Source organism: Sphingobacterium sp. DR205, from assembly GCF_011064245.1.
In the GTDB taxonomy this organism is placed as follows: Bacteria; Bacteroidota; Bacteroidia; order Sphingobacteriales; family Sphingobacteriaceae; genus Sphingobacterium; species Sphingobacterium athyrii.
Window position 1 is genome coordinate 6,465,635 of the sequence record NZ_CP049333.1, and the last position, 23,427, is coordinate 6,489,061.

Consider the following 23,427-nt stretch of genomic DNA (forward strand, 5'->3'; position numbering starts at 1 on the left):
CTGCTTTTTAATTTATTCATAACGGGTGTTCCCCTTTTTTTGTACAAGTTGTTCGTAGGGTATCACCCCAACTCTTTTCGCCCAATTTTCATAGATCTGAACCATTTCGTGGTATATTTTTGGAAAAGTAGCCGATAAGTCTATAGTTTCACTCCTATCTTTTTCGACATCATACAAATACCATTTGTTTTCAGGATAAGAGGAAACAAGTTTCCATTGGCCTTTACGCACCCCTTTATTGCCCTCGTGTTCAAAACAAATCTCCCTATTCGCAGACCGCTGTCCTTCCGTCCAAATAGGAAGCAGGGACATTCCTTCCATCGGTTTGATCGTGTTACCGGCGTAGTTCTTTGGGTAGTTTGCACCCGACCACTGCGCCAAGGTGGGCATGATATCGATCAAATGGGCTGGTAGATCAAACTGTTTTCCCTGCGGCAGGAACTTTGGTCCATAGGCGATAAAACTAGTTGCATTGCCTCCTTCAAACTCCCAATGCTTAAACCTTTTGAAAGGCGTATTACTGACTGCGGCACCTTCTATTCCATAGGCTGTGAAAGACCGTGGGTGGCTGGCTGGAAATTCATTGGCGGCCCTAATATCAGCCGTGAATCCAGTATTGGTTATTGTTTCATTGCTCGCGCCATTATCGGAGAGGAAGATAAAAACAGTGTTTTCCAATTGTCCTTTCGACTGGAGATAATCAACCAATCGCCCTACATTTTGATCCAATTCGTCGACCATCGCCGCGTATACAGCCATCTTCTCATCCCATTTTACTTTTTCCTCCCAGCTGCAATCGCTCCATTTTCGCAATGCGGTATCCATTGGAGACAATTTGGTCGTTGGTGGCAGTACGCCCAGCTGCTGCTGTTTTTCAAAACGCCTTTCACGGACAGCATCCCATCCTTCCATATATTTACCGCGGTACTTTGCGATATCCTGAGGTTTGGCATGTAAAGGCCAATGTGGAGCCTGAAAAGCTAAGTACAGGAAAAAGGGGTTCTCTTTTTTAGTGTCTAGATGCTCGCCAATAAAATTCATCGCATAATCCGTGTAGGCATCCGAGCTATAATAATCTGCTGGCGGAACAATCGCTTCATTGTCCAAGGCTATCGTCAACTTTTGGTTGGGCCGATAAGGCCGGTTTTCAAAATAGCTGTTTGCCCCATCAATCAGTCCATAATACCGTTGAAATCCACGTTGTAAAGGCCAGTTTTCTTTTTCCTGCCCCACATGCCATTTCCCAGCCATATAGGTTCCGTAGCCTGCGCCTTTTAATAGTTCGGCCAAAGTCACTGAAGTTCTATTTAGAAACCCCTGATAAGCTGGAAAAGGACGCTTATTCATCATATCGCCAACCCCTGCCTGATGTGGATATAAACCTGTCAATAAAGAAGCTCGGGATGGACAGCAACGCGAAGCATTGTAAAAGTTCGTCATCTTAATTCCTTCTTTTGCCATTCTGTCCAGATTTGGGGTTTGAATTTCAGAACCAAAACAACCCAAATCGGAATAGCCCATATCATCTGCCAAGATCAGAACAATATTTGGCCGTTGCTGCGCATGCAGTGTCAATCGTGTCAACAGAAAAAAGAGACACAGCGTAAATATTGGTTTCATCATACTACATAAATTTCTTTAGCCCGATTTTGGGCTGTGCTTTCAATTGTTCGGCGACTAATTTGGCATTCAGCAAGGCCCCCGCTTTAATCGTATGAGTCGCATCCTTCGGATCAAAAAATTCCGTTTCTACTTTCTTTTTCCCAAATGTTTCATACTGGGCAATCACTTGATCCTGTAACGGGATAAAAAATGCGCCACTCTGTTGTGCAGCTTCTTTCGCCCATAGGGCATAATCCGATCTACGGACCTGCATTCCCGCCCATGCGTTTCGCGGAATTGGCGAACAGATAATTGCTGTCGCCCCTTTATCTTGAATATTTTTCACAAAGCGTCGCAAATAGAAACCATAACTATACACGACTTCATGTTGCTTCAATAACGGATTATACACTTCCTGATACTCGTCACCATTTCCCTTTATCGTTCCACGAGCCCGCAACGTATCCACAATGGGACTCGAATCATTATGTCCAAATTGCATGAGAACAAAATCACCTGGCTGTATGCTATCCAGCACTTTCTGCCAAAGTTTTGGGTTGTTATAAAATGTTCGTGTACTCGTTCCGCCCAATGCACGGTTCTTGACGTTGATTTTATCCGATTTAAAATACTGGCCAATAAAACTTCCCCATCCCCACTGTCCGTTTGAACCGTTTCCCTGTCCATTTTTCACTGTGGAATCACCAATAATAAATAAGGTGGGTTTATGCTGCTGTCCCAAAAAGGACATGCTAATTACAGCAAAAAGGACCGCAGCCCATGGCAACAATTTCAATTTCATCTTCTTTATTATTTAATATATTGTACTAGCTGACTTTTAATTCTACGGAATCCTTCGACAACCGATAAAGCATTTTCTCGCGCGCCATCCTTATTCGTATGGGTATGATCCCCAGGAAAATAACTGGATTTTACCGCTTCCGGGCCAAGCCGATCATATTTATCTGCAGTAATACTGTTCAGATCCAAAAAAGCGACGCCCTGTTCTTCCGCGATCTGCTTTGCCCACAATCCAAAGTCCCTATCAGCCCGCTTCACTTTACCTTTATCATCCCATTGGTTGCGCGGAATCATGGATAACAAGATCGGTGTTACACCCTTTTTCTTTGCTTCAATCACAAAACGACGTAGGTTTTCACCGTAAGTACGTACGGTCTCTTTCTTCCCATTTCCCCAATCCAATACAATAGAGTCTTGACCAATCCCCCGCAGTACACCGCGATACCCCTGTCTGCTCGTATCAGGCTTACTTCCTTCGTTATGGCCAAACTGAATCAATAAAAAATCACCAGGTTTAAACAATGAGTCAACTTTTGCCCACCTTCCCTCTTTGACGAATGTCCTTGTGCTACGCCCTGCCATCGCATGATTATCTACTCGGACACGTGTAGTATCCAACAGTTCAGGAAGCAATGTTCCCCAGCCCCAATACTCCTTATTACTATTCTTCACAGTCGAATCACCTATAAGATAAATCGTAGGCTTATTCTGTTGTTTTGCAAAGGATATCAAAAGAAAGGCTGTCAAAGCCATTCCTATCCATTTTATTGTATGCTTCATGTGCTAACTTATCTATTTCTTTTTAATCTACCTATTTAAATCGTGCACTTCCAACCCTTCTATTTCTTGTGGGGGAACTTGACCAGCTGAATATTCGGTTTAACCGGACGATCCATTCCTACGCCAAGGTAATAGCCCGTATGTGGCGGTTGATTATAGCCTACATTCTGCCATGCAATACTCAGACGATACTGCGGATCGTGCATGAGTGTATATACGCGCTGTTCTGTTGGGATCGTTGTTGTATAGATACGCAGATTCTGGTTATCTTCTGAACGCAGGATCAATTCTTCACGCCAGTCGCCAAAAATATCAGCACTCAGATTGGGTGTGCTTTTAGTGCCATTGATCGACGATGTTCCCATAGCTGTAAAGATTCGTTCCGTTTTCCCATTTTGATATTTTTCAATATAGTTGCTGTTTAAAAGCTCACGGCTTAAATCAGCATCCCACCAGATCAAAAAATTGGTCGATCTCGGAGCCCGCCCGACAATATTTCCCTTGGTATCATACATGTCTTTAGACCCCAGCCACCACAGATACGCCCCTTTATGATCGGGATCAATATTTGCAGCAACACCGCGAGGAATATCTTGGTCTATTGCACTTTGAAACAATATGGCTCCCGTTTTGGCATCCAACAAGGCTACCCCCGTCCCTTTTCGTCCCCCTTTCAGTTCATGAATCCCAAAAATCTCCAATCCGGGCCTTTCAGTATCCAAGTCACTGACATGCAATGCATCGCCGTGCCCCAACCCTGTACTGTACAGCCCCTTTCCATTATCATCAATAACCATCGACCCAAAGACAATCTCATCTTTACTGTCTTGGTCTACATCAGCAACCGTGAGATTGTGATACCCCTGACCGGAATAAGGATCTTGACGAACTTTGCTGTCGAATACCCAGCGGCTCACTAATTTTTTATCTTTGAAGTCCCATGCCGCCAAGGCTGTGCGTTCATAATACCCCCGCGTCATCACGACACTCGGATGTATGCCGTCCAGATATGCTACGCAAGCTAGAAATCGATCGCTACGATTGGCATTCGTGTCTCCCCACGAACGCAGATCCCCACGTTCAGGTAGATAATCCACGGTACTTAGCGCCTTACCCGTCAGCCCATCAAATACGGTTAAATATTCAGGTCCTTTCAATATGCGGCCTACAGTTCTTGAACTTGAAATGGTATCGCGCCAATCGGCCTTTGCATCGCCAATCACATTTCCGAAAGCATCTTTAGTTCCATCAGCAGTTTTACAGACCAGCTCGGCACGGCCATCACTATCGAGGTCGTACACCATAAATTGAGTATAATGTGCTCCTTCCCGGATATTTTTACCCAAATTGATTTCCCATAGAAAGGTACCATCTAATTTATACGCCTGAAAAATAGGTTCTGAAGTGATCCCATTGTGCGCATTGTCATGTCCAACACCAGTTTGATGAACAATAAGTTCATACGTCCCGTCTCCGTCCAAATCGCCTACAGAAACATCTCCTGGCGTATAACCTTTGGGGGTGCGTAACGGAATATTCAGGTATTGCTGTACTTTTTGATCTTTGGATAAAGTAAGTTTAGCAACTTCCTTTTCTTTTCCTCCCGCCACAATATCCAAGGTGTAGGTTACATCTTTACTCAGGTCAACATGATCGTCCAAAAAATTGGTACCCTTTGTTAAAGGTGCGTTATTCAATTTTTTCTGTATACCATTTCCTTCCTGCCGATAAATAGCAAAGGCCGTGTCAAAATCGTCGGTACCCAGCAAACGCCAACTCAAAAACACGGCGTTATCCGTAGTTTTTACACCGACCATTCCGCGATCTAAAAACTCCATTTTGCGTTGGCCTGAAACGGCAAGAGAACCGATCAATGCTCCTGTCAAAAGAATAAGTTTTGTTTTCATCATTCAAGGTCTACATCAAAGCAATATGCTGGTACATATTATTGCTTTTTATTATTAACCGTTACATTGTTTAGGATAAAATTTTTAATGTACTCCTTATGAATAATAGGATCTTTGCTCGCACGGACATGCATATTTTGAAATGTAAAATCCGACAGTACATATTGCTCCGAATTGAGCACATCAAAAACAATGTCGCAATCCAGATCAATATTACGCAAGACAATATTTCTCGCATAGGACATTTTGATATCTTTCTCGCCCTTTAAATCAAAAAATTGGGTCCAGGGTTTGATAAACAACATACTATTGACATTTCCTTTTACATTTTCAATCAAAATATTTTCATATTCCTGTGGTGTATCCGGGCGCATCTTAAGCTGTAACAGCTTACGCGCTTTATCGAGCGTGTTGTTTCTAAAAATCACATTGTAACTATGAATTGATTCACTTCCACACGTCAGTGCACTATGACAAAATCCAAAAAAACAATTTTCAATAATGATATTTGAATTCGGGCCGTTGTTAGGATCCTTATCAGACTTGGGCCCTTTCCCACCTTTCAATGCGATCGCGTCGTCGTTGACGGAAAGATAACAATCCTTAATCAATACGTTACGGCAGACATCCAAGTCAATCGCATCAGAACTAGGCGCTTTAACAGGCTCCTTTGGCGCTGAAATATGCAAACCGATCAATTTGAGGTTTTCACATTTGTAATAATGTGAGGTCCAGAAAGGTGAATTGATCAAGCGAATACCCGAAATCTGTACATCTTTGCTATTGGATACATAGAGTAAACGCGGGCGCATCTCGTCCATATTTGTACATTTTGGGTTAAACTGCCGTCTAAGCCAAAAAGACCGCCAGTAGCGTAACCCATTTCCATTGAGTGTACCCTTGCCTGAAATTGTAAAACCATCCACCTGATCTGCATTGACGAGCGCCATAAAGTATTTTACTGTTTGCCCCTCCATACGGGTTTCAGCCAATGCAAAATCTGCGATATCATCACTTCCCTTTAGTACAGCTCCCTCTTCCAAGTACAAATGTGTCTTTGGTTTAAAAAATAATGACCCACTCAAATAGATACCTTTAGGTACAACGACCACTCCCCCACCACTGGCATAGGCTTTATCAATTGCTTGCTGGATTTTGGCCGTTTGCACAACGGTGCTATCTGTCGTTACACCAAAATCCGTGATCAAAAATTTCTTTCCGAGCGTTTCTATGTTGGTCGATTTTATCGTCTCAAACCACTTTGAGATTGCTGTTCCATCTGGGAACTTATCCTGCGCCTGCGCACTTGACAAAACCGCAATTGATGTTAGTAACTGTAAAAATCGAAAGAATTTTTTCATAATATTTAGTTTATAAACATGTTTTCCCTAGCCCAACAATTAAAATTCATGTATTGAAAAGCTTTTAAAAATTGATTAGCGCATTAAAATATGCTTAATGAGTAGCTAATCTAAAAGTATCAACATTTTTAAGAAGAGCTGTCCTGTAGTATCCTGAACAAACTAGATACACAGTCAGCAAGCGCTCATTTTTCCTGACAGTGAGCCTATTAGCAAGGATTCAAGGCTTTTCGTAATATATTTGTTATAGAATCCCTATCACCAACTCCCTACTAACTTATCACCAACTCCTGACTGTAATCACCTTGAGTCCATAGTAAGTCCACGTTGAGTCCACCTTTTAGTTGTTGAGATACCATGTTGACGTCGTTTTAACAACTCGCTTGCAGTCAGGAGTTGGTAGGAATTTGTCCATAACTTATCCGCAAGAAAGCGTCTCTAACATTAAATCAGTGCCCTTTCAAAATACTTTGTATATGTACGTCCCTATTTTTATGCAGCAAACCACCTTGTACTGTCCTGCTTTGCAAAATTAGGTTCTCCTATGATTGTTATTTATTTTTAACAATTATTGTTTTGGAGCAATTAACGCTAGTATTTCCTTCAGAGCACATTACTGATCAATTATGACATATAAATCAATCTTTACAATCATTTTATTATCAATATCCTTTGTTGGCTTAAGCTTTGCGCAAACAGGCAAGCTCGCACAGGAAGAGATCAACATTCAGGCTCCTTTTGAAATCCCAACGTTTAAGGTTCCCAATTTCGAGCATTGTAAAAACTACGATATCCGCGATTTTGGTGCACGCCAAGGCGATAAGGAAAGTACGGCCACTGCAATAGCTCAAACAATTGATCTGGCGACAAGAGCTGGAGGGAATGTCATTATTCCCCCAGGTGAGTGGATAACGAAGGCTATACACTTAAAAAGTAATGTCAACTTACATGTCAGTGCAGGAGCAACGTTATTATTTTCGGGAGACCCGAAGGACTATCTGCCTGCTGTTCACAGTAGTTGGGAAGGATTAGAATGCTATAATTACTCCCCGCTGATCTATGCTTACGAAGCGACAAATGTTGCCATTACTGGCAAGGGAACCATAAAAGCGGATCTTACTGTTTGGGAGAAATGGTTTCCAAGACCGAAACCACATATGGAGAGTATCAAAAATCTCTATAATTGGGCGCAAGAAGGGATACCTGTCGAACAACGCCTTATGGTCAATGATACATCCAACCTTAGACCGCAATTTATTCAATTCAACCGTTGCCAACAGGTTCGGGTAGAGGATATCAAAATCCGAAACAGTCCTTTTTGGACCTTACACCTCTACTTAACGAAAGATGTCCTTGTACGTGGGATCGACATCTATGCTCATGGTCATAACAATGATGGGATCGACCCAGAAATGAGTGAGAATGTATTGATTGAGAATTGTATTTTTGACCAAGGTGATGATGCTATTGCATTGAAATCGGGCCGGAATCCGGAAGGCTGGCGATTAAAAACACCAACAAAAAATATCGTCATCCGCAATTGTGAAATCCGTGACGGTCACCAATTACTGGCCGTTGGGAGTGAGCTATCGGGTGGCATCGAAAACATCTATGTAAATAATTGTACGGTATTGCCTAATGAGAAACTCATGCATTTACTGTTCATCAAAACCAATGAACGTATGGGCGGCTATGTCAAAAACATTTATTTTTCAAATATCAAAGCCCAAAATGTAAAAGAGGGAATCCTTGGGATAGATACAGATGTGCTCTATCAATGGCGCAACTTGGTTCCAACCAAAGTAAAAAAACTAACGCCAATATCGAATATCTATCTTTCGAACATCCAAGCGGAGGTGGGTCAATTTATTTCAAAAATCAACGGCAATTCGGAACTTCCCATTCAGACGGTTCAATTGAAGAATGTACGACTCAAAAAAATAACCTCAACTGCAGTCCAAAATCAATATGTTAAGGATTTCTCCTACAAAGAATAACAGGCCATACTGAATTGGTTTCCAATCTCTCCTCATTAAAGAGATTCGCACCATGAAATCATTCAATAAACCTGATACAATAAATCTTCATACATAAAAAAGGGCTTTTCTATTAAATAGAAAAGCCCTTTTTTATGTATGAACCAGTACATTAATCGGTCAATACATTTACTTTAGGCATCACGAATTGGGTATTTTCTTTTTCTCCCTTCGGTGTACCAAAGTAAAAATAGAGTGTCCGGTCTATTTTTTTATCCATTTGATTCGGCTCTCCTGCAGGTCCATTCACTGCTGCATTACCATTGATCCCTAGGGCCAACTTTGTTCCAATAGGCGGAATAGCGTCCAAAAAGGAAATATCTCCAGTAGGCAATTGCGGATATCCTTTGGGACCTGAAATTCCATAAAATTCGAACAGCCGAAGAAATAGATCATCTTGATCTGTTGCGACCAAAAACTTTCCTTGCACGGTATTGAATTGTACCCAACTGACATCCGAAAAGTAGCCTTTAAATTCAGGAAATGTCCATGGCCCAATACCAGCCTTTCCATCGTTGTACATTTTTTCCCATGTATTTAGCGTAACTCCTTGCAACCTATTCTTCCATACGCGGTAAGGACCATTTCCCAACCATTTGGCTCCGATAATATAGTTTTGAGGAAAGTTGAAGCTTACTCCCGCATAAGGTACTGCTTTTTTCATGTTGTAGGCATAATCGAGTTTCAACCAACCATCCGGACGCATCGTCCAACGGATAAAGCTTAGATTACCATCAAACATAAACTCGACCACCTCATTTTTCCCTTCTCGCCAACGTTTAGCGCTCTTTAGCTCTGACTGACCATCGATCAGCACCGGACCGTTATTGAAAGCCAATTTCATGCTATAATCATTGGCCAGATCAACCAATAATCCTGTTTTTTTAGAAACAAAAGCGGTTATTCCATTTGCCTTAAGAATGTAATTCACACTGTCTTCTTTCGCTTCAACATCCGCAGAAGATTTCAAAGGTAGGATTTCAGTAGTCAATGTTTGATTGGATTTTACCCGCCATGTCCAGGTATAGATTTCCGCACCCTGTGGATCAGTAGCTGTCAATACCAGCGCATCATACTGCTTCCAGTCACCAGGCAGATTCAATTGCAAAGCCCCCTTTTGCGTAGGAGCCACTACAGGACTGTTTACTTTTAGGTTTAGCACCGAATCCATGCCAGATTCATCCGCATAGGGCTGCTGATAAGTAATCAGTTTACCCTCAAATTGACACGCTTTTAGATCGGTAAAGTGGAAACGATTTTCTACCGGAATAGTTCCATTGAAATCAGCAGGTAATTTTTTCATTTTAATATGCACAGGTGCATAGATCTCTCGAATGGCATAGAAACTTCCTTCTTTTTCACGATGGGGTCCAAGGATTCCGTCCGGGGCATTTACCCGGTTGACATCAATCACATTATTGAAATCTGTCCGTACGATACCCTCATCCGCAAAGTCCCAGATAAATCCGCCTGCACCTAATTTGGCATTCCAGTGCAACTCCCATATATCCGCCAATCCTGCTGCTGCGCCACCGTCATCCTGCGCATGGAGAAATTCGGTCGGCATATAAATGTTCGGCCCCTCCAGAATTTTTTTGGTCGAATAAAAGTCTTCATAATGGTTGCAGTCGATTCCATTGATTGCATTCCCAGGTCTATGGTGTGCATGGATCACTGTTCGTGCGGAGAGATCATATTTCCTATACTCGTCTACGAGTTCTTTATTGTGTCCACCTTCATTACCGTTGCTCCAAAGTATAATGGAAGGATGATTGGCATCGCGGATAACCATTTCTTGCACCAGCTTTTTACCCACAACGGTACTGTATGCCTTTTGCCACCCGGCCAATTCATCCAAAACATATAAGCCCAATGAATCGCAATAAGCCAAAAACGACCTATCTGGAGGATAATGCGAACAGCGCACCGCATTCATATTCATTTCCTTGATTAATTTCACATCGTTCAGATCCAATTGCGCGTTCACCGAACGTCCGGTTTCGGGCCACCATACATGACGATTCACACCTTTCATCTTCACTTTTACCCCATTGACATAAATGCCATCTCCCTGGCGAACTTCGATCGTCCTAAAACCAAAACGATCCTGATATTGATATCCTTTATTCTTGCCATTTACTAGGGTATAGGTAACTTGATATAGGTTTGGTGTCTCCGCTGTCCATAACAACGGTTTTTCTACTTTCATTTCGACCAATTTCACTGAATCTTTCGAAGTAATCGGAAATTTCTGAGTTGAGATCACATTCCCTTTTAAATCTTTGATCTCTACCAATAGATCATTTGCTTTAGACAAGCCCTCCAAATGCACATTGCTTCGAAAAGTTCCGTCTGCTTTTGCATCAATAGCCGTCCAGCTGATATGTTCCTGTGGCGTCGCCTCAAGGTACACCGGTCTATAAATACCGCCTAAAATCCAATAATCCGCCAGACGCTCCGCGTTGTTAACGGATTTATCGGAAGACATCTTCGATACAGTGGCTTCTAATATGTTAGTCTTGCCAAAGGTGATCTTGTCGGTAACATCGTACTTAAACCGATAGAAAGCACCTTGGTGGATATCTCCGGCCAACTGACCGTTGATCTTGACTTCAGTATCCGTCATCGCCCCCTCAAAAACCAAGCTTATTTTCTTCCCTTTCCAATGCTTTGGAACAGTAAACTGATGCCGATACAGACCTTTCTCATCGTGAAATACAAAATTCTTTCCATAGGTCACATAGTCCCGACCATAATTGTAAGCCCCAAATCCCTGCTGTTCCCAATGACTCGGCACTGCAATCTTATCCCATTTCCCTGCTTTACGTCCACCTGTGACCCAGAAGTCCCAATTGACCGTGTGAATATTGTCTGTTCCCGAAAGATAATGTATTTCTTTCTGCGTCTGTGCTGAGGCCATTAGGACGGTCGTAACACACAGCAATGTAAGGAAGGCTATTCGAATTTTAAGCATAGGTTTATCATTGAGTTTGCAAGCCCCTAAAATAAAAAGTTCAGGACACTAAAGTGTCCTGAACTTACCTGATTTGTTGTAATTTCTTCGAAGATCCTTAATGACAGGCTACGGGCTCAGGATAATCTTCTGTCGCCATACCCTTAACCAATTGTCCACAATTACGCATGGAAGCTGCGTAAGGATTTTCAATCTCTTTGTCATAACTCAACCAATAAGCTTTTTCCATCGGACAATATTGTAAGTAGACGGCTTCATCTGTACATTTCATCGTTTCCATAATGGTAAATAGGGATTGCGTAATTGCAGAGAATGAAACCTTCATTGCCTTCATATCCTGCGCAGATTTTAAGCCGGCAGCGTCTGCCTTCATGGTCTGACTGACCTTCTTGAGGCGCATCATATCGTCAAGCTGCAGACCTTTTAGCCGAAAGTTCTGTACTTCTTTTTCTAACTGAACGACATTCTCCTTAGCACCGGCGAAATTCTCATCCGTAATATCCTTTTTAACTTCCATGTAGGCCTTAAATAATCTGTCTCGTTGTGCTTGTGCATTATCCTGCCCTTGGCTTAATTGGCAAGAAACCAGCATGAAGCCGATCACGCATGCCACATACATTTTTTTAAATCTACTTTTCATTTTAGTCTTTGTTTATTTGATTTTGAATACGTTTAATTTCTTGCAGCATCAAATTCAGATGCTGCTTATTGAGTTGATCTGTTTGCTTGGCATTAAGCAGATTGATCTGCTCAATCAAACCTGGCAGATAATTTCTGACATACAGTTGCACGTCACTGCGCTGTGCCTGTGTAATAATATCCGACCCAGGTCCGATTTTCGGGTTAACAACTTGATTTACCCGTTCCAGAAAAAAGCGTTGCTGGCCACGTTTGAAGGCATCAATACGAAGATCACCACCGGGCAATGTCCATATTCCATGACCAACATCTTCCAAATATTCATTCAAGGTGTAAGGGTCTTCGTTGCTTAGAGACTTGATATAAACATTATAAAGCAAACCGGGACTCATCAGCATGTTGAGCATCTGCTCTTGTTGATCATTGATTTCTTTATTGGCGTCTATTCCAATAAGGGACTGTATATTGTCAGGATACAACCACAAGGGTGGCGCAAATACATTATCATTTACATAGTGTACTGCTGCTTTTACCTTTTCTTTGGGAACAGCCGCGTAGACGGCTCCTTTTTGACCCCGGACTTTATTCGTAATCTCTTGACTTCCGATATTTTTTAGCACATGGTATAAATAGCGATTAAATTGTCCGCGGACAGCTTTATGCATATCTTTTAGGTTGCTGTAATCATCCGAAGGCTCGTCTGTCCATGCGATCAATTGGGGAACGACGCGTTTTAAATTTTTGAGGCCATAGGTACTCGCCAACATAGAATCGTCGCCCAGATCTTCCTTCTGACTACGCGGATCTTCATTGTTTCCTTCCCCACCGAACCATAGCTTTGGGTTGACCATCAGACTATCTGTCACCTGTTTTGTAAGATAACCCCGCTCTTCTTCACCAGTCGAAAACTGTGGAAGATATTGATACCCCCATTGAATGGCCCATTTATCGTACATGCCTACGCGTGGATATATTCCAGCAAGCGCAACGTTATCTTCTGGCTGGGCTACATAATTGAATCTGGCATAATCCATGATCGAAACGGTATGTCCATGTTTTTCAACCCATTTCTTATCGCGCAATTTCTCGACCGGCGTTTGGCTGCTCGCCCCCATATTATGCCGTAGCCCCAAACTATGTCCCACTTCGTGTGAAGAAACAAAGCGAATTAACTGCCCCATCACTTCGTCATCCAGCTGCATTTTTTGAGCAGCTTTGTTTAATGGCCCCACTTGTACCATAAACCACTGTTGGACAAGCTTCATGACATTATGATACCAACCGACATGCGCTTCAATAATCTCACCGCTTCTAGGATCTGAAATCCGAGGCCCATAAGCATTTGCTTTTTCAGAAGCAAAGTAACGGATGACGGAAAAACGCGCATCTTCCAGGCTCATGGTCGTATCCTGCTCGGGCCACTCTTTGCCTACGATTGCATTCTTAAATCCGGCTTGTTCAAATGCGACGTTCCAGTCATTGATCCCTGCGATGAGATAAGGGCGCCACTTCTTGGGCGTCGCGGGGTCTATATAGTATACAATTTGCTTTTGTGGTTCTACAAGTTCACCTTTTAAGTATCGCGACACATCATTGATCTTAGGCTCAAGTCTGTAGCGTTGTATAAAATTCAACGCTTTGGAGCGTTGATCTTTATCGGTGAATAAAATATATTTATTGGCGAAATAGCCCACACGATCATCAAAAATCCGCTTTTTCATCGGCACTTTTGGCAATAATACCATGGATGTATTGGTCGTAAAAGTCATCGCTCCCGTCAAACTCGCTGCTGGTGTACCAGAGGTGGATGAATATGTCTTTGTAGTCTTCACTTCTAAATTGATCGGAAAGACTTTCATATCAGTAATAAAAGATCTGTCGTCTGCCAGTGATGACAATTTATTTTCACTTTTTATTTTGCTGTCAAAGGAAATCGCCGCATTGTCCTTGCGAAAAAGATCTGTCACATCGATAAGATAGCCGTTTTTTGCCGGATTAAGTCCTTTTATATCTAAAATAGCGATGATTGGATCTTCCTGAGACTGAACTAGTGCGATCCGTATAGCGTCGTTTTCCGGGGCGTCTTGTTTATAAATTGCTGCCCGCAACTGTATACGGTCACCCAGGCCTTTCTCAAAATAAAGTGTCTGTTCATTCAGCTTTTCACCGCCATACATTGGGAATCCCTGTGGGGCTGACACCAAGCGCGTTACCGTCAGGAAATAACGGTTCAACAGACTGTCCGGTATTTCTAGATACCATTTTTTGTCAGACTCAAAGACATTAAATACGCCGGAACGGGCAATTTTTTTCTTCTTTAAAATCTTTTCATAGGCTTCATCCAAATCATTTTTTGATTTTATAGTGTCTACCGGAGTCAAATTTTGATGGGCTTGAGCCATACCGCCGAACAAGAGCAAGGCAAGCAAACTATAGATAATTTTGTTTTTCATGTGTAATGTAATAGCATATATTAAAACGGTACAGTTTCATCCGTGTTTAAACGTAAGTTTGGGTTTAACTTCATGGCATCCAATGGAAATGGAATAATATACATTCGTGAATTTGGGGCCAATGTATAGGTCTTTTGCTCCACCGTCTTATTGACAATAGGGAATACACGAACAAGTGTTTTGGCATAGTCAGGTTCTAGGTTCAAGCGTTTCAAATCAAAAAAACGATGGAAACCGATTGGCAATTCTTTACGGCGTTCGTTTATCACTAGATTCATCGCTTCTTTTCGGGTAGTTGGAACTGCCAGAATTGCTTTATCGCCTTCGATCCGGGTTTTACGTAAGGTATTCAACATGTCAATAGCCTTTGTAAATTGATCCTGACGGGCATAACATTCGGCTAGCATAAGGTAAATCTCTGGTGTTTTCAGTCCCACTGTGGGGAAGAAAAAAGCAGTGTATTTCACGTTGTAGTAACTTGCTCCAGCACCAATATCCAGAAAACTGGCATTTGAGGTCGTATAAAATAGACTAAAGCGTTTGTCTTCCTTGTCAAACATACTTGTCAATTCTGGGCTTAAGATATAGCTATAACCAAAATTCATCTCCGTATAGCCATTCACATACATATAGCTTAATACCTCCGGGTTATTTTCAGCGATTATAGGTGTCTTGCTTGGCCCCCCTAACTTTTCATACTGAACAAGATCAATTAGCTGTCCGTTAAGCTGCAAGGCTTTTTCTGCAGCAGCTTGCGCTTCAACAACTTCTCTTTTGAAAAGATGCACCTTCGCCTTCAATGCATAAGCAAAGGCCAGTGACGGATGATAGGGATTCGTAGGTTTCTCCTGCAAATAGGGCAAAGCATCCTCGATATCCTTTTGGATAAAATCGTATACCTGCTGTACCGTTGATTTTGCCGGCTTAGCTTCAAGGTCATATTTATCCATAATACAGACACCGCCATCCTGAGAAGCGGTATTCGCGTCATAGGCTTTGGCGTAGACATTGATCAAATGGAAATAATCAAAGGCCCGAAACATCTTGGCCTCAGCCTTGGCTAGGGTCTTTAATTGACTATCGCCTGTACTTTCATCAACCAAGGAAATAATCATATTCCACTGTGCAATATATTTATAACATTGATTGTAAAAGCTCGATGCGGTAATGCGGCTTACCCGATCCTCTTGTTCTTGGAACAAAAAGTTAATGGTATTCATATTAGGCGTCAAACCGATTACATTGGATTCTTTCATATACTGGTCATCGACCAAATATTGAAAGTTATTAATCGGATAGCCCCTATTGGGATAAGCGACCAAATCGTAATAATCTTGAGCGGTGCTCACCAATTGTGAGCCTTTTGGTGTTATATCGAGGTATTTGTCGCAGGCGGAAAAGACCACTAGAGTCACAAATGCCGCCGCTAAAGTTTTAAAAGTCATCGTAGATTCAGATTAAAAAGTTAATGAAAGCCCCATGAGGAATGATTTAGCCAGTGGCAAATTGCGTGTTCCGCTATTGAGCGAATAGGCTTCTGGATCGATATCATCACCAGCCGCAGTCCAGGTCCATAAATTATTCACCTGCAAGGTTAATTTGACGTTTTGCATCCCCGCTTTCTGCGCTAATTGTTTTGGTAATTGATAACCCACAGCCACATTTCGCAGCTTCATGTAATCTGCAGAAACAATCTGCTTATCGCTATTCCGCCATAAGGTAGATAGTTTGCTCGCATCGGTACGTAATTTGTCTGGATAATCAACCAGTAATCTTGGATAATCATTATCCGCACCTTCTGCCCATCGATTGACCAAGCCCGCGTTTGTCAGCTTATCACTTGCTAAGTCGATCGCATCTTTACGCAGTTTATGTCCGCCCGAAAAAACGAACATCGCAGACAGATCAAATGCTTTATAGCGCAAACGTTGATTGATAGAACCTGTATACTTAGGAAACAAGGTCCCCATATTTACCAGTGCCTCCGGCGAGGTAATTTCTTTGATGCTCGTCGGTGTACCGTTCTCATCAAAGACAACATTTGATTCACCGTTTTGATCCAAGAAATAAGGATAGCCATTCACCATGCCTCCATAGCGAAAAGCCATGATTGAATTATAGCTACTTCCTTCAAAAAAGTAATTACTTGGTGAACCAACATACGATTGGGCTGTAGAAGTTAAGCCGTTCACTTTCTCCACCTTATTCTTATTAAAGGAAAATACCAGCTGTGTACTTGCCGTAAAATCTTTCTTTTTCAACCATACACCGTTGATATTAAACTCAATCCCTTTATTGCGCAGTGCACCGTTGTTAATCACACGGGAACTGGCCCCCACCGTAGGATCAAGAACAGAATTAATCAATAAATCCGAGCTATATCGATTATATGCATCGATACTAGCCGAAAGGCGGTTGTCGAAAATCGAAAAATCCATCCCTAAATTGGTGGTTGTTGTTTTTTCCCAGCGTAACATGGGGTTTGGCAATGACCTTTGTTCCAAATACTGCAGATAGGGGAAAAGTTTATCCGATTTCCAGGTTGCAGTTCCATAGCTGGAACTGGCTTGATCCACGTTACCGGTAATACCATATGTAGCCCGCAGTTTGAGTGAATTCAACCAGTCTTCATTTTTCATAAAGCCTTCGTTGCTGACATTCCAGCCAGCTCCGACGGACCATAAAGGGCGATATTTAAACTTTGGATCTACACCAAATAGATCTGCTTGATCTACCCGTATGCTTCCAGTCAAGTTAAATCTATTATTATATGTATAACCTGCGTTGGCATAAAGTGAAGTATATCGATGTAAAGTTTCTGTTTGCGCCCCACCATTCAAATCAGATAGTCGGTTGTTTCCCCCATACACATAACTCGTTATTCCTGTTTTACTTAAGGTTGCCCAATCAATTGTTGTCGAAGTCAATGTTACTGGGTTGTATCCTAAAAGCAATTGTTCAATTGAGCGTGGTACATGTGACTGTCGCATCTCGAATCCGGCCAATGCTGTCAGTTGATGTTGACCATATTGTCCAAAGGTATTATCGTAGTTAAACTGATTCCGAAAGGTGTAACTATAGCGTTTGCTCTCAAATTGATAGTAACGTCCTCCAGCAGGTAAATTCTTGGTATAAATACCCGTCGCATCATTGTAACTGACCATTGCATTTGATGCAACACGCATCATGTAGCTATCTTCATCGTAGAAGCTTTCACGTGCTGCTTGGCCCAATTCATATGAAAACTGTGTCTGAAAAGAAAGTCCTTTGTAAATATTGGCCCGCAACGATGTAAAAGCACGAAGGCCTAGACTTTTATTACTTTCAATGCCCTCCCCTAATGCCTCAAGCACATTAAAGGATGTACTTTTTAGATTTCCATTTGCAGCAATTTGTTCCGCCGTTTCGCCGTTAATGGCAGAGCCTGGTCCTACTGAACTGGGCAATTCAACGTACGGTGTATAGACTAAGTTGCCACCTTCATCTTTGATGCGAGCATAACGTGGTTGCAAGAACACATTATTGTAAACGCCGTCGGTTTCTTTATTTACTGTATACGTACCATTCAGTCCTACTGTTGCAGACAACCACTTGGTCAAATTAAAGCCCGACTTTAGATATAAGTTGAATTTCTCATTCTTTTCATTGACCACCTGTCCCTTTCCCTTATCATAATTAAAAGAAACAAAGGTATTGCTCTTAGTGGAGTTCTGGGAGATGCTCGCGTTATAACGTTGACGTGTTTCATTCTGCCAGACATTGTCCGTAAACTCCTTAATATAATCGTTGCTCCGCCATGAATTGATCGTTGCCTCCCGTTCTTGCTGACTAATCGCACCAATGGATTCCTTTCGAAATAGATCATACAATGGTGAATAATATTTTAGACTGCCACTGCCCAGCTTTCCATAGTAATTAAATAGCGATTCACTATTCGCATAACGGGATAGCTCCTTCTTATATACATCAATTTCATAATCGATTAAATCCGATGTACGCGCATAGTGCATTTTGGAGATATCCGGTTTCTGCGTGATGAATTGGTCCACATTAAAGTTCACGGAAACACCTTGCCCTTTCCCTTTTTTGGTGGTCACGACGATAACGCCATTAGCCGCACGGGCACCGTAAATAGACGCTGCTGTCGCATCCTTCAAAACGGTAACGGACTCAACGTCATAGGGATTAATATCGTTCAAGGTGAACTCCGTCGGCAAATCATCGACAACAATGAGTGGATTGGTGGTCACCTGACTGGAATAGGTGCCAATGCCCCGAAGTATGGGGCTGTCTGCACCGGAGCGCGTTGGATTTTTGATATAGGTCAACCCAGCCACCTGACCTTCTAACGCGGAAGTCAAATCGGTATTAATCTGTTTGTTCAATTGATCATTGCTGATACCGGTATAAGCTCCAGGACTACGTTCTTTGCTGATACGTTGATATCCCGTTATCATAATTTCGTTGAGCATAGACTCCTTTGCACTCAACATCACACGGACGGGCCGAGCAATTTGTTCCGGGCTGAAGTGCATGACCTTTTCATTAAAAGAAACATGCCTAAAAGACAATTGAATGTCTGAGCTAGCGACGTTCAATTCAAAATCACCATCTCCGGAACTCATCGTCTGGCTATCATCCTGTAAATTATGAATAGACACGCCGGGAATGGTATTACCCAAACTGTCTATTACTTTTCCGCGTACAAGCTGACTAATGGTTGACACAGCTTTACGATAGAGAATAATCCGTTTGTTTTCCAAACGATAGCCGAAGGGCTGATCCTTAAACAAAATGGATAAAGCATCTTCGACGCTTGAAAGTTTCAGATTAACACTGATCGGGTGCGCCGATTTGAGCAGATTGCCGTCAAATACAAATTCATAGCCGTAGTGATCCGATAAACTCGTAATCACCTCTTTGACATCGGCATTTTTAAAATTCAATTGTACCTGTTGCGCATGTAATTCATAGGGGTCAATCATGCTCATCAAGGCAATTCCAGCAACCAAACTCAGGTATTTTCGTAAAAATACCGGTTGCTTTTCGGTTAGGTGTGACATGGTAGATTAAGGTAAATGTACTATTTAGTTGTTATTTTTTATGAGTAGCTTTTAATGTGATTTTTTTATTGTTCAATTGAAAATTTAGACCACTTGCTTCATTCAATAGATTCAACATTTCCTGTAATGGAATATTTTTTCGAACCTTCATATAGATCGATTGATCAGTAGGTAGCGTAATGGTATCGACATCTACGCCATACCACCTGGACATATCTGACAAGATAACGCGAAGTGACTGATCCCGGTAATCAAAGTAGCCAACCGTCCAAGCAACAGCTTGCTTAGGAGCCAAATTTTCGATATGTATTCCTTTCTGATCGGTTACAGCTGTTTCGCCGGGGCGGAGGACAATTCTTTCAGAGGTCCCCGATTTACTTAAGGCTATCCGTCCAGACATGAGAGATGTGGTAACTCGCCCATCACTCGCATAATTTCGTACGTTAAATACAGTTCCCAATACTTCGATTTTTGCAGCACCAGCATTTACTGTAAATGGTCTTCGCACATCATGGGCGACTTCAAAGTAACCTTCCCCTTCCAAAGAAACTTCTCTTTTAGCAGGGGTAAAAGGGAGCTGAAACCGTAAGGTTGATGCAGCGTTCATCGTAATCTTACTACCATCCTCCAAAACTAACCTAAAGTCCGAATTAGGAGTATATATCGTTTGCAAACTTGGATTTTTACCTACTGCGATTACTTTTACAGTTTGACTGTCGATCCGAGAAAAGGCAATATCGCCTACTGTCCAAATCGAGTCTGTTTTTGGCAAAATGGCTATTTCTTTACCAGATCTATCTTTAACATATAAAATAGGTTCCGAAGGGGCTATCACATCGGAATGCTTGGGACTTTGTTTTGCATAAAACCATGTGGCCAATCCCGCCACAAACAGAATGGACGCTGCCGCCCACCAGCTCTTTCTATATCTTAAACGGATAGGCTGCTTTTTGAACTCGTTCAGTTTATTTTCCAATCGCTGCCTAATAACAGGGATATGCGCAGCGAAAGATTCTTCGACTTGATCCGCCTCAAAATCTTCAATAGCAAAGGAAGTCAGCGCATTCAATTCATCATCACCAGCTTTCTCAAAATATAGAAGCAGCGTATCGAGATCAACACGATTGATACTTCCATTCAAATAGCTCTTGTAAATATTTTCTATTTTTTTTGCCATATCTATAAGTTAATACGCAACTTATTAGCAAAAACACTATTGCTATCGTATTTTTTTTAAAAAAAATAGAACGTAACAAGAATTATTAAAATCTCATCATAGTGATCCTGCACAAATTGGCGAATATGTTGATTGGATTTGACCATGGCATTACTTACAGTAGATACGGAAATATTCAATTTCTGAGCGACCTCCTCATAACTTTTCTGTTCTATTTTACATAAAATAAAAATTTCTTTTCTGCGCTCACTTAAGGTATTGAGCGCTCTTTCTAATAATGCGGCCTGTTTTTCTTGAATATCCCCCTCTTTTTCCATGACATAGAGGTGCTCGAAATGTTGATATAAATTTTCCTGCAGTGCAGTTTCTTTAGCTAATTTTCTATACCAAGAAATAACATCATTTTTTGCAATTGTAAAAATCCAGGATTTAAAACTTCGATTCGGATCAATGGTAAATCTCTTTTGCCAGACTTTTAGGAATACATCTTGCACAATCTCTTCACTAACTTGCCTATCTTTAACCATTCGGAAAACATTGGAAAATAGGGCATGGCTGTAACACTCGTATAAAGCAAAAAAAGAGTGTTCGTCTCCCTGGGAAAGCGAAATCATTAGCTTATTTTCTGCGGTAACATCCATTTTAAACTTTTCAAAAGGGCAGATAGTATGCTGTTTAAACACCTAACCAGTCGTCAAATTTACAAATTTTCAACTTAATATAAACGTCAATAGCTTTCGAGCGACCATATTATATTCATTTTAGGATTTTTGATTAAGTCAAACAAGCAGAACAGCACAGGATGACAAAACAATTCTATATCCCTAAACTTGTATTATCAAATCGGACTCATCGTCGATTTAGTGCAGTGAGTAATTCAGTGGTAATGAAAGAAAACTATTAGATAGCATTATATTTTTTATCATAAATTTAGGATTAATTGGTTATTTTAAAGGTTTTCATTCTCCCCGTTTGAAAACCTTTTTTTATAACAACCGTCTATTACTGGATGGCAACTATAGTTACAACTTCGTCATTTCAGTAACAACTTGATAGCTTCAAAAGTAGAGACTTCAATAGAAAAAGAACAAAAATATACTACTCCGTTCTGAAAGGTAATGCAGGTAATCCCTCTTTATTAAAGAAATTGGGCTGGGCGATTTCATTCCAGCCAAAGCGGACCTGTTTTGGTGATTTTACCGATGCTGCGGATACAACAACCTGATTACCATCGATCTTCGCCTCAGCAGGTACAAATTTACCGTCCTGCCCCGCGATCTCAAACCATGTCAATTGATCGCCTTTACATTGCAATCCGCTACCAGCATATTTAAAATTCAGTATTATGCTACTTTCGACTATCTTTTTGCTTTTATATTGCGGTCCCGAAAAAACAGTATTTCTTTGGCCATAGTCTAATGCCAAGGGCCACAATGCCAAACGACGCCCCACTTCCCATTTATAGGAGGGGTGTATATCAGAAAGGTCATCAACCAAATCAGTTACGACAGCCATTCCCGAATGTTTAATATTCATGCATTTTGTCTGGATTTCCCAGAACCAAGGCAATGCCTCTGCATTGTGTTTTGTTTTGTCATTCCTTTTACTATAATAATAAGGTGCAATCTGGACATAGTAAAATGGCATATTTTTATCCTGCCAGACACGACGCCAAGTGTCGATCAGCAATTTTTGTTTTGCATAATAACGTGCATCCTCTAACATCAGATTGCTTTCACCTTGATACCAGATGAAGCCTTTCATGGCAAAAGGCGCCAATGGACGGATCATCGCTTCGTACATCTCCCCAGCAACAGCATTTTCAATTTTTGTTTCACCATTTTGCGTCTCCAGCTTAAAGAGACTGGAGTTTTGATAGGCATCCAAGGGTGTCCATGGCTCTATTCTACTGCCGCCCCAGGATGAACTAATTAAACCCACAGGAACATTCAGCTGTTGTTGCAATGTCTTTCCAAAGAAATAACCCGGAGCGGAAAACGGTGCAAGTGAGCTCGGACTGGCAATTTCCCATCCATTAGTTTCCACATCCTCCTGCGGCCCTTTCTTTTTGGCAACAAGGAATAAGCGAATTTTTGGATTTTCAGGCTGCAGCAATTCTTCCTCCGATTGATCAACTCCAACAGCAGGCTTCTTATACCCCTTACGTAATTGCATCGTATACTCCATATTGGACTGCCCCGAACATAGCCACACTTCACCAACAACAACATTTTCCAACAACAATGTATTATCCCCTTTGACTTCAATCGTAAATGCATGGAAACTTGCCTTTTGTGCTTTAAAGGTAACTTTCCATGCACCTTTTTGATCTGCCACTGTTTTTCTTGTCAAACCCTTTAAACTGACCTCAATCTTCTCCTGAGGATCCGCATGCCCCCATATAACAACTGACTTACCTTGCTGAAGCACCATATTCGACCCAAAAACATGGGGTAATTTAACTTTAGCCTGCGTACTCAGCGCCAGCGCTGCTAAAAGTATGGAAAGGAGAATTTTCTTCATAATGTTTGTTTGTGTAAGTATGTTGGTCAATATAAATTCCGAACTCATGAGCTTAAATTAAGTATCTATTCATCGATATGCAACCTGCACTTCACTGTTTATCACAAAAAA

General features: G+C 41.5%; 14 protein-coding genes. 1 reads left to right on the forward strand and 13 read right to left on the reverse strand.

Annotation, left to right across the window (positions count from 1 at the left end; translation table 11 throughout):
• Window positions 1-12: 12 nt before the first annotated feature.
• The 5 genes from G6053_RS27470 to G6053_RS27490 are packed head-to-tail and all read right to left on the reverse strand — an operon-like array spanning window position 13 to window position 6,451.
• Window positions 13-1,623: an arylsulfatase gene (locus tag G6053_RS27470; protein ID WP_206531829.1), complete on the reverse strand. Its 1,611-nt coding sequence runs from the start codon at window positions 1,621-1,623 to the stop codon at window positions 13-15.
• A gap of 1 nt (window position 1,624) precedes the next feature.
• Window positions 1,625-2,404, reverse strand: coding sequence for a rhamnogalacturonan acetylesterase (locus G6053_RS27475; RefSeq protein ID WP_165309200.1), 780 nt, complete (start codon window positions 2,402-2,404; stop codon window positions 1,625-1,627).
• A gap of 8 nt (window positions 2,405-2,412) precedes the next feature.
• The gene (locus G6053_RS27480; RefSeq protein WP_165309201.1) at window positions 2,413-3,183 is read right to left on the reverse strand and encodes a rhamnogalacturonan acetylesterase; all 771 of its coding nucleotides are present in this window, start codon (window positions 3,181-3,183) and stop codon (window positions 2,413-2,415) included.
• Between the two features lie 59 nt (window positions 3,184-3,242).
• Window positions 3,243-5,093, reverse strand: a complete 1,851-nt coding sequence (locus G6053_RS27485; protein WP_206531830.1) for a rhamnogalacturonan lyase — start codon at window positions 5,091-5,093, stop codon at window positions 3,243-3,245.
• Window positions 5,094-5,128: 35 nt separating this feature from the next.
• Window positions 5,129-6,451 (reverse strand): glycosyl hydrolase family 28 protein, encoded by a 1,323-nt coding sequence (locus G6053_RS27490; RefSeq protein WP_108634938.1) that lies wholly within the window; start codon window positions 6,449-6,451, stop codon window positions 5,129-5,131.
• Window positions 6,452-7,077: 626 nt separating this feature from the next.
• Here G6053_RS27490 and G6053_RS27495 point away from each other — a divergent pair.
• Entirely contained in the window at window positions 7,078-8,448 is a 1,371-nt protein-coding gene (locus G6053_RS27495; protein WP_165309202.1) for a glycoside hydrolase family 28 protein, read from the forward strand.
• A gap of 151 nt (window positions 8,449-8,599) precedes the next feature.
• Here the strand turns inward: G6053_RS27495 and G6053_RS27500 are convergent, their stop codons facing one another.
• The 8 genes from G6053_RS27500 to G6053_RS27535 all read right to left on the reverse strand — a co-directional run bounded on the left by G6053_RS27500 (window position 8,600) and on the right by G6053_RS27535 (window position 23,316).
• Window positions 8,600-11,461: a glycoside hydrolase family 2 TIM barrel-domain containing protein gene (locus tag G6053_RS27500; RefSeq protein ID WP_165309203.1), complete on the reverse strand. Its 2,862-nt coding sequence runs from the start codon at window positions 11,459-11,461 to the stop codon at window positions 8,600-8,602.
• A 97-nt stretch (window positions 11,462-11,558) separates the two neighbouring features.
• The gene (locus tag G6053_RS27505) at window positions 11,559-12,101 is read right to left on the reverse strand and encodes a DUF3347 domain-containing protein (RefSeq protein ID WP_108634935.1); all 543 of its coding nucleotides are present in this window, start codon (window positions 12,099-12,101) and stop codon (window positions 11,559-11,561) included.
• Window position 12,102: 1 nt separating this feature from the next.
• Window positions 12,103-14,553: a zinc-dependent metalloprotease gene (locus G6053_RS27510; RefSeq protein WP_241254860.1), complete on the reverse strand. Its 2,451-nt coding sequence runs from the start codon at window positions 14,551-14,553 to the stop codon at window positions 12,103-12,105.
• Window positions 14,554-14,573: 20 nt separating this feature from the next.
• A complete protein-coding gene (locus G6053_RS27515) occupies window positions 14,574-15,998 on the reverse strand; it encodes a RagB/SusD family nutrient uptake outer membrane protein (RefSeq protein WP_108634934.1) in 1,425 nt (474 codons plus the stop codon).
• Between the two features lie 12 nt (window positions 15,999-16,010).
• Complete coding sequence (locus tag G6053_RS27520; protein ID WP_241254861.1) at window positions 16,011-19,616, reverse strand: SusC/RagA family TonB-linked outer membrane protein; 3,606 nt, start codon at window positions 19,614-19,616, stop codon at window positions 16,011-16,013.
• 31 nt (window positions 19,617-19,647) lie between these two features.
• Window positions 19,648-20,793, reverse strand: a complete 1,146-nt coding sequence (locus G6053_RS27525; RefSeq protein ID WP_165309204.1) for a FecR family protein — start codon at window positions 20,791-20,793, stop codon at window positions 19,648-19,650.
• 56 nt (window positions 20,794-20,849) lie between these two features.
• On the reverse strand, window positions 20,850-21,434 hold the full coding sequence (locus G6053_RS27530; protein WP_165309205.1) for a sigma-70 family RNA polymerase sigma factor: 585 nt from the start codon (window positions 21,432-21,434) through the stop codon (window positions 20,850-20,852).
• A gap of 457 nt (window positions 21,435-21,891) precedes the next feature.
• Entirely contained in the window at window positions 21,892-23,316 is a 1,425-nt protein-coding gene (locus G6053_RS27535; RefSeq protein WP_165309206.1) for a sialate O-acetylesterase, read from the reverse strand.
• Between the last annotated feature and the right edge of the window lie 111 nt (window positions 23,317-23,427).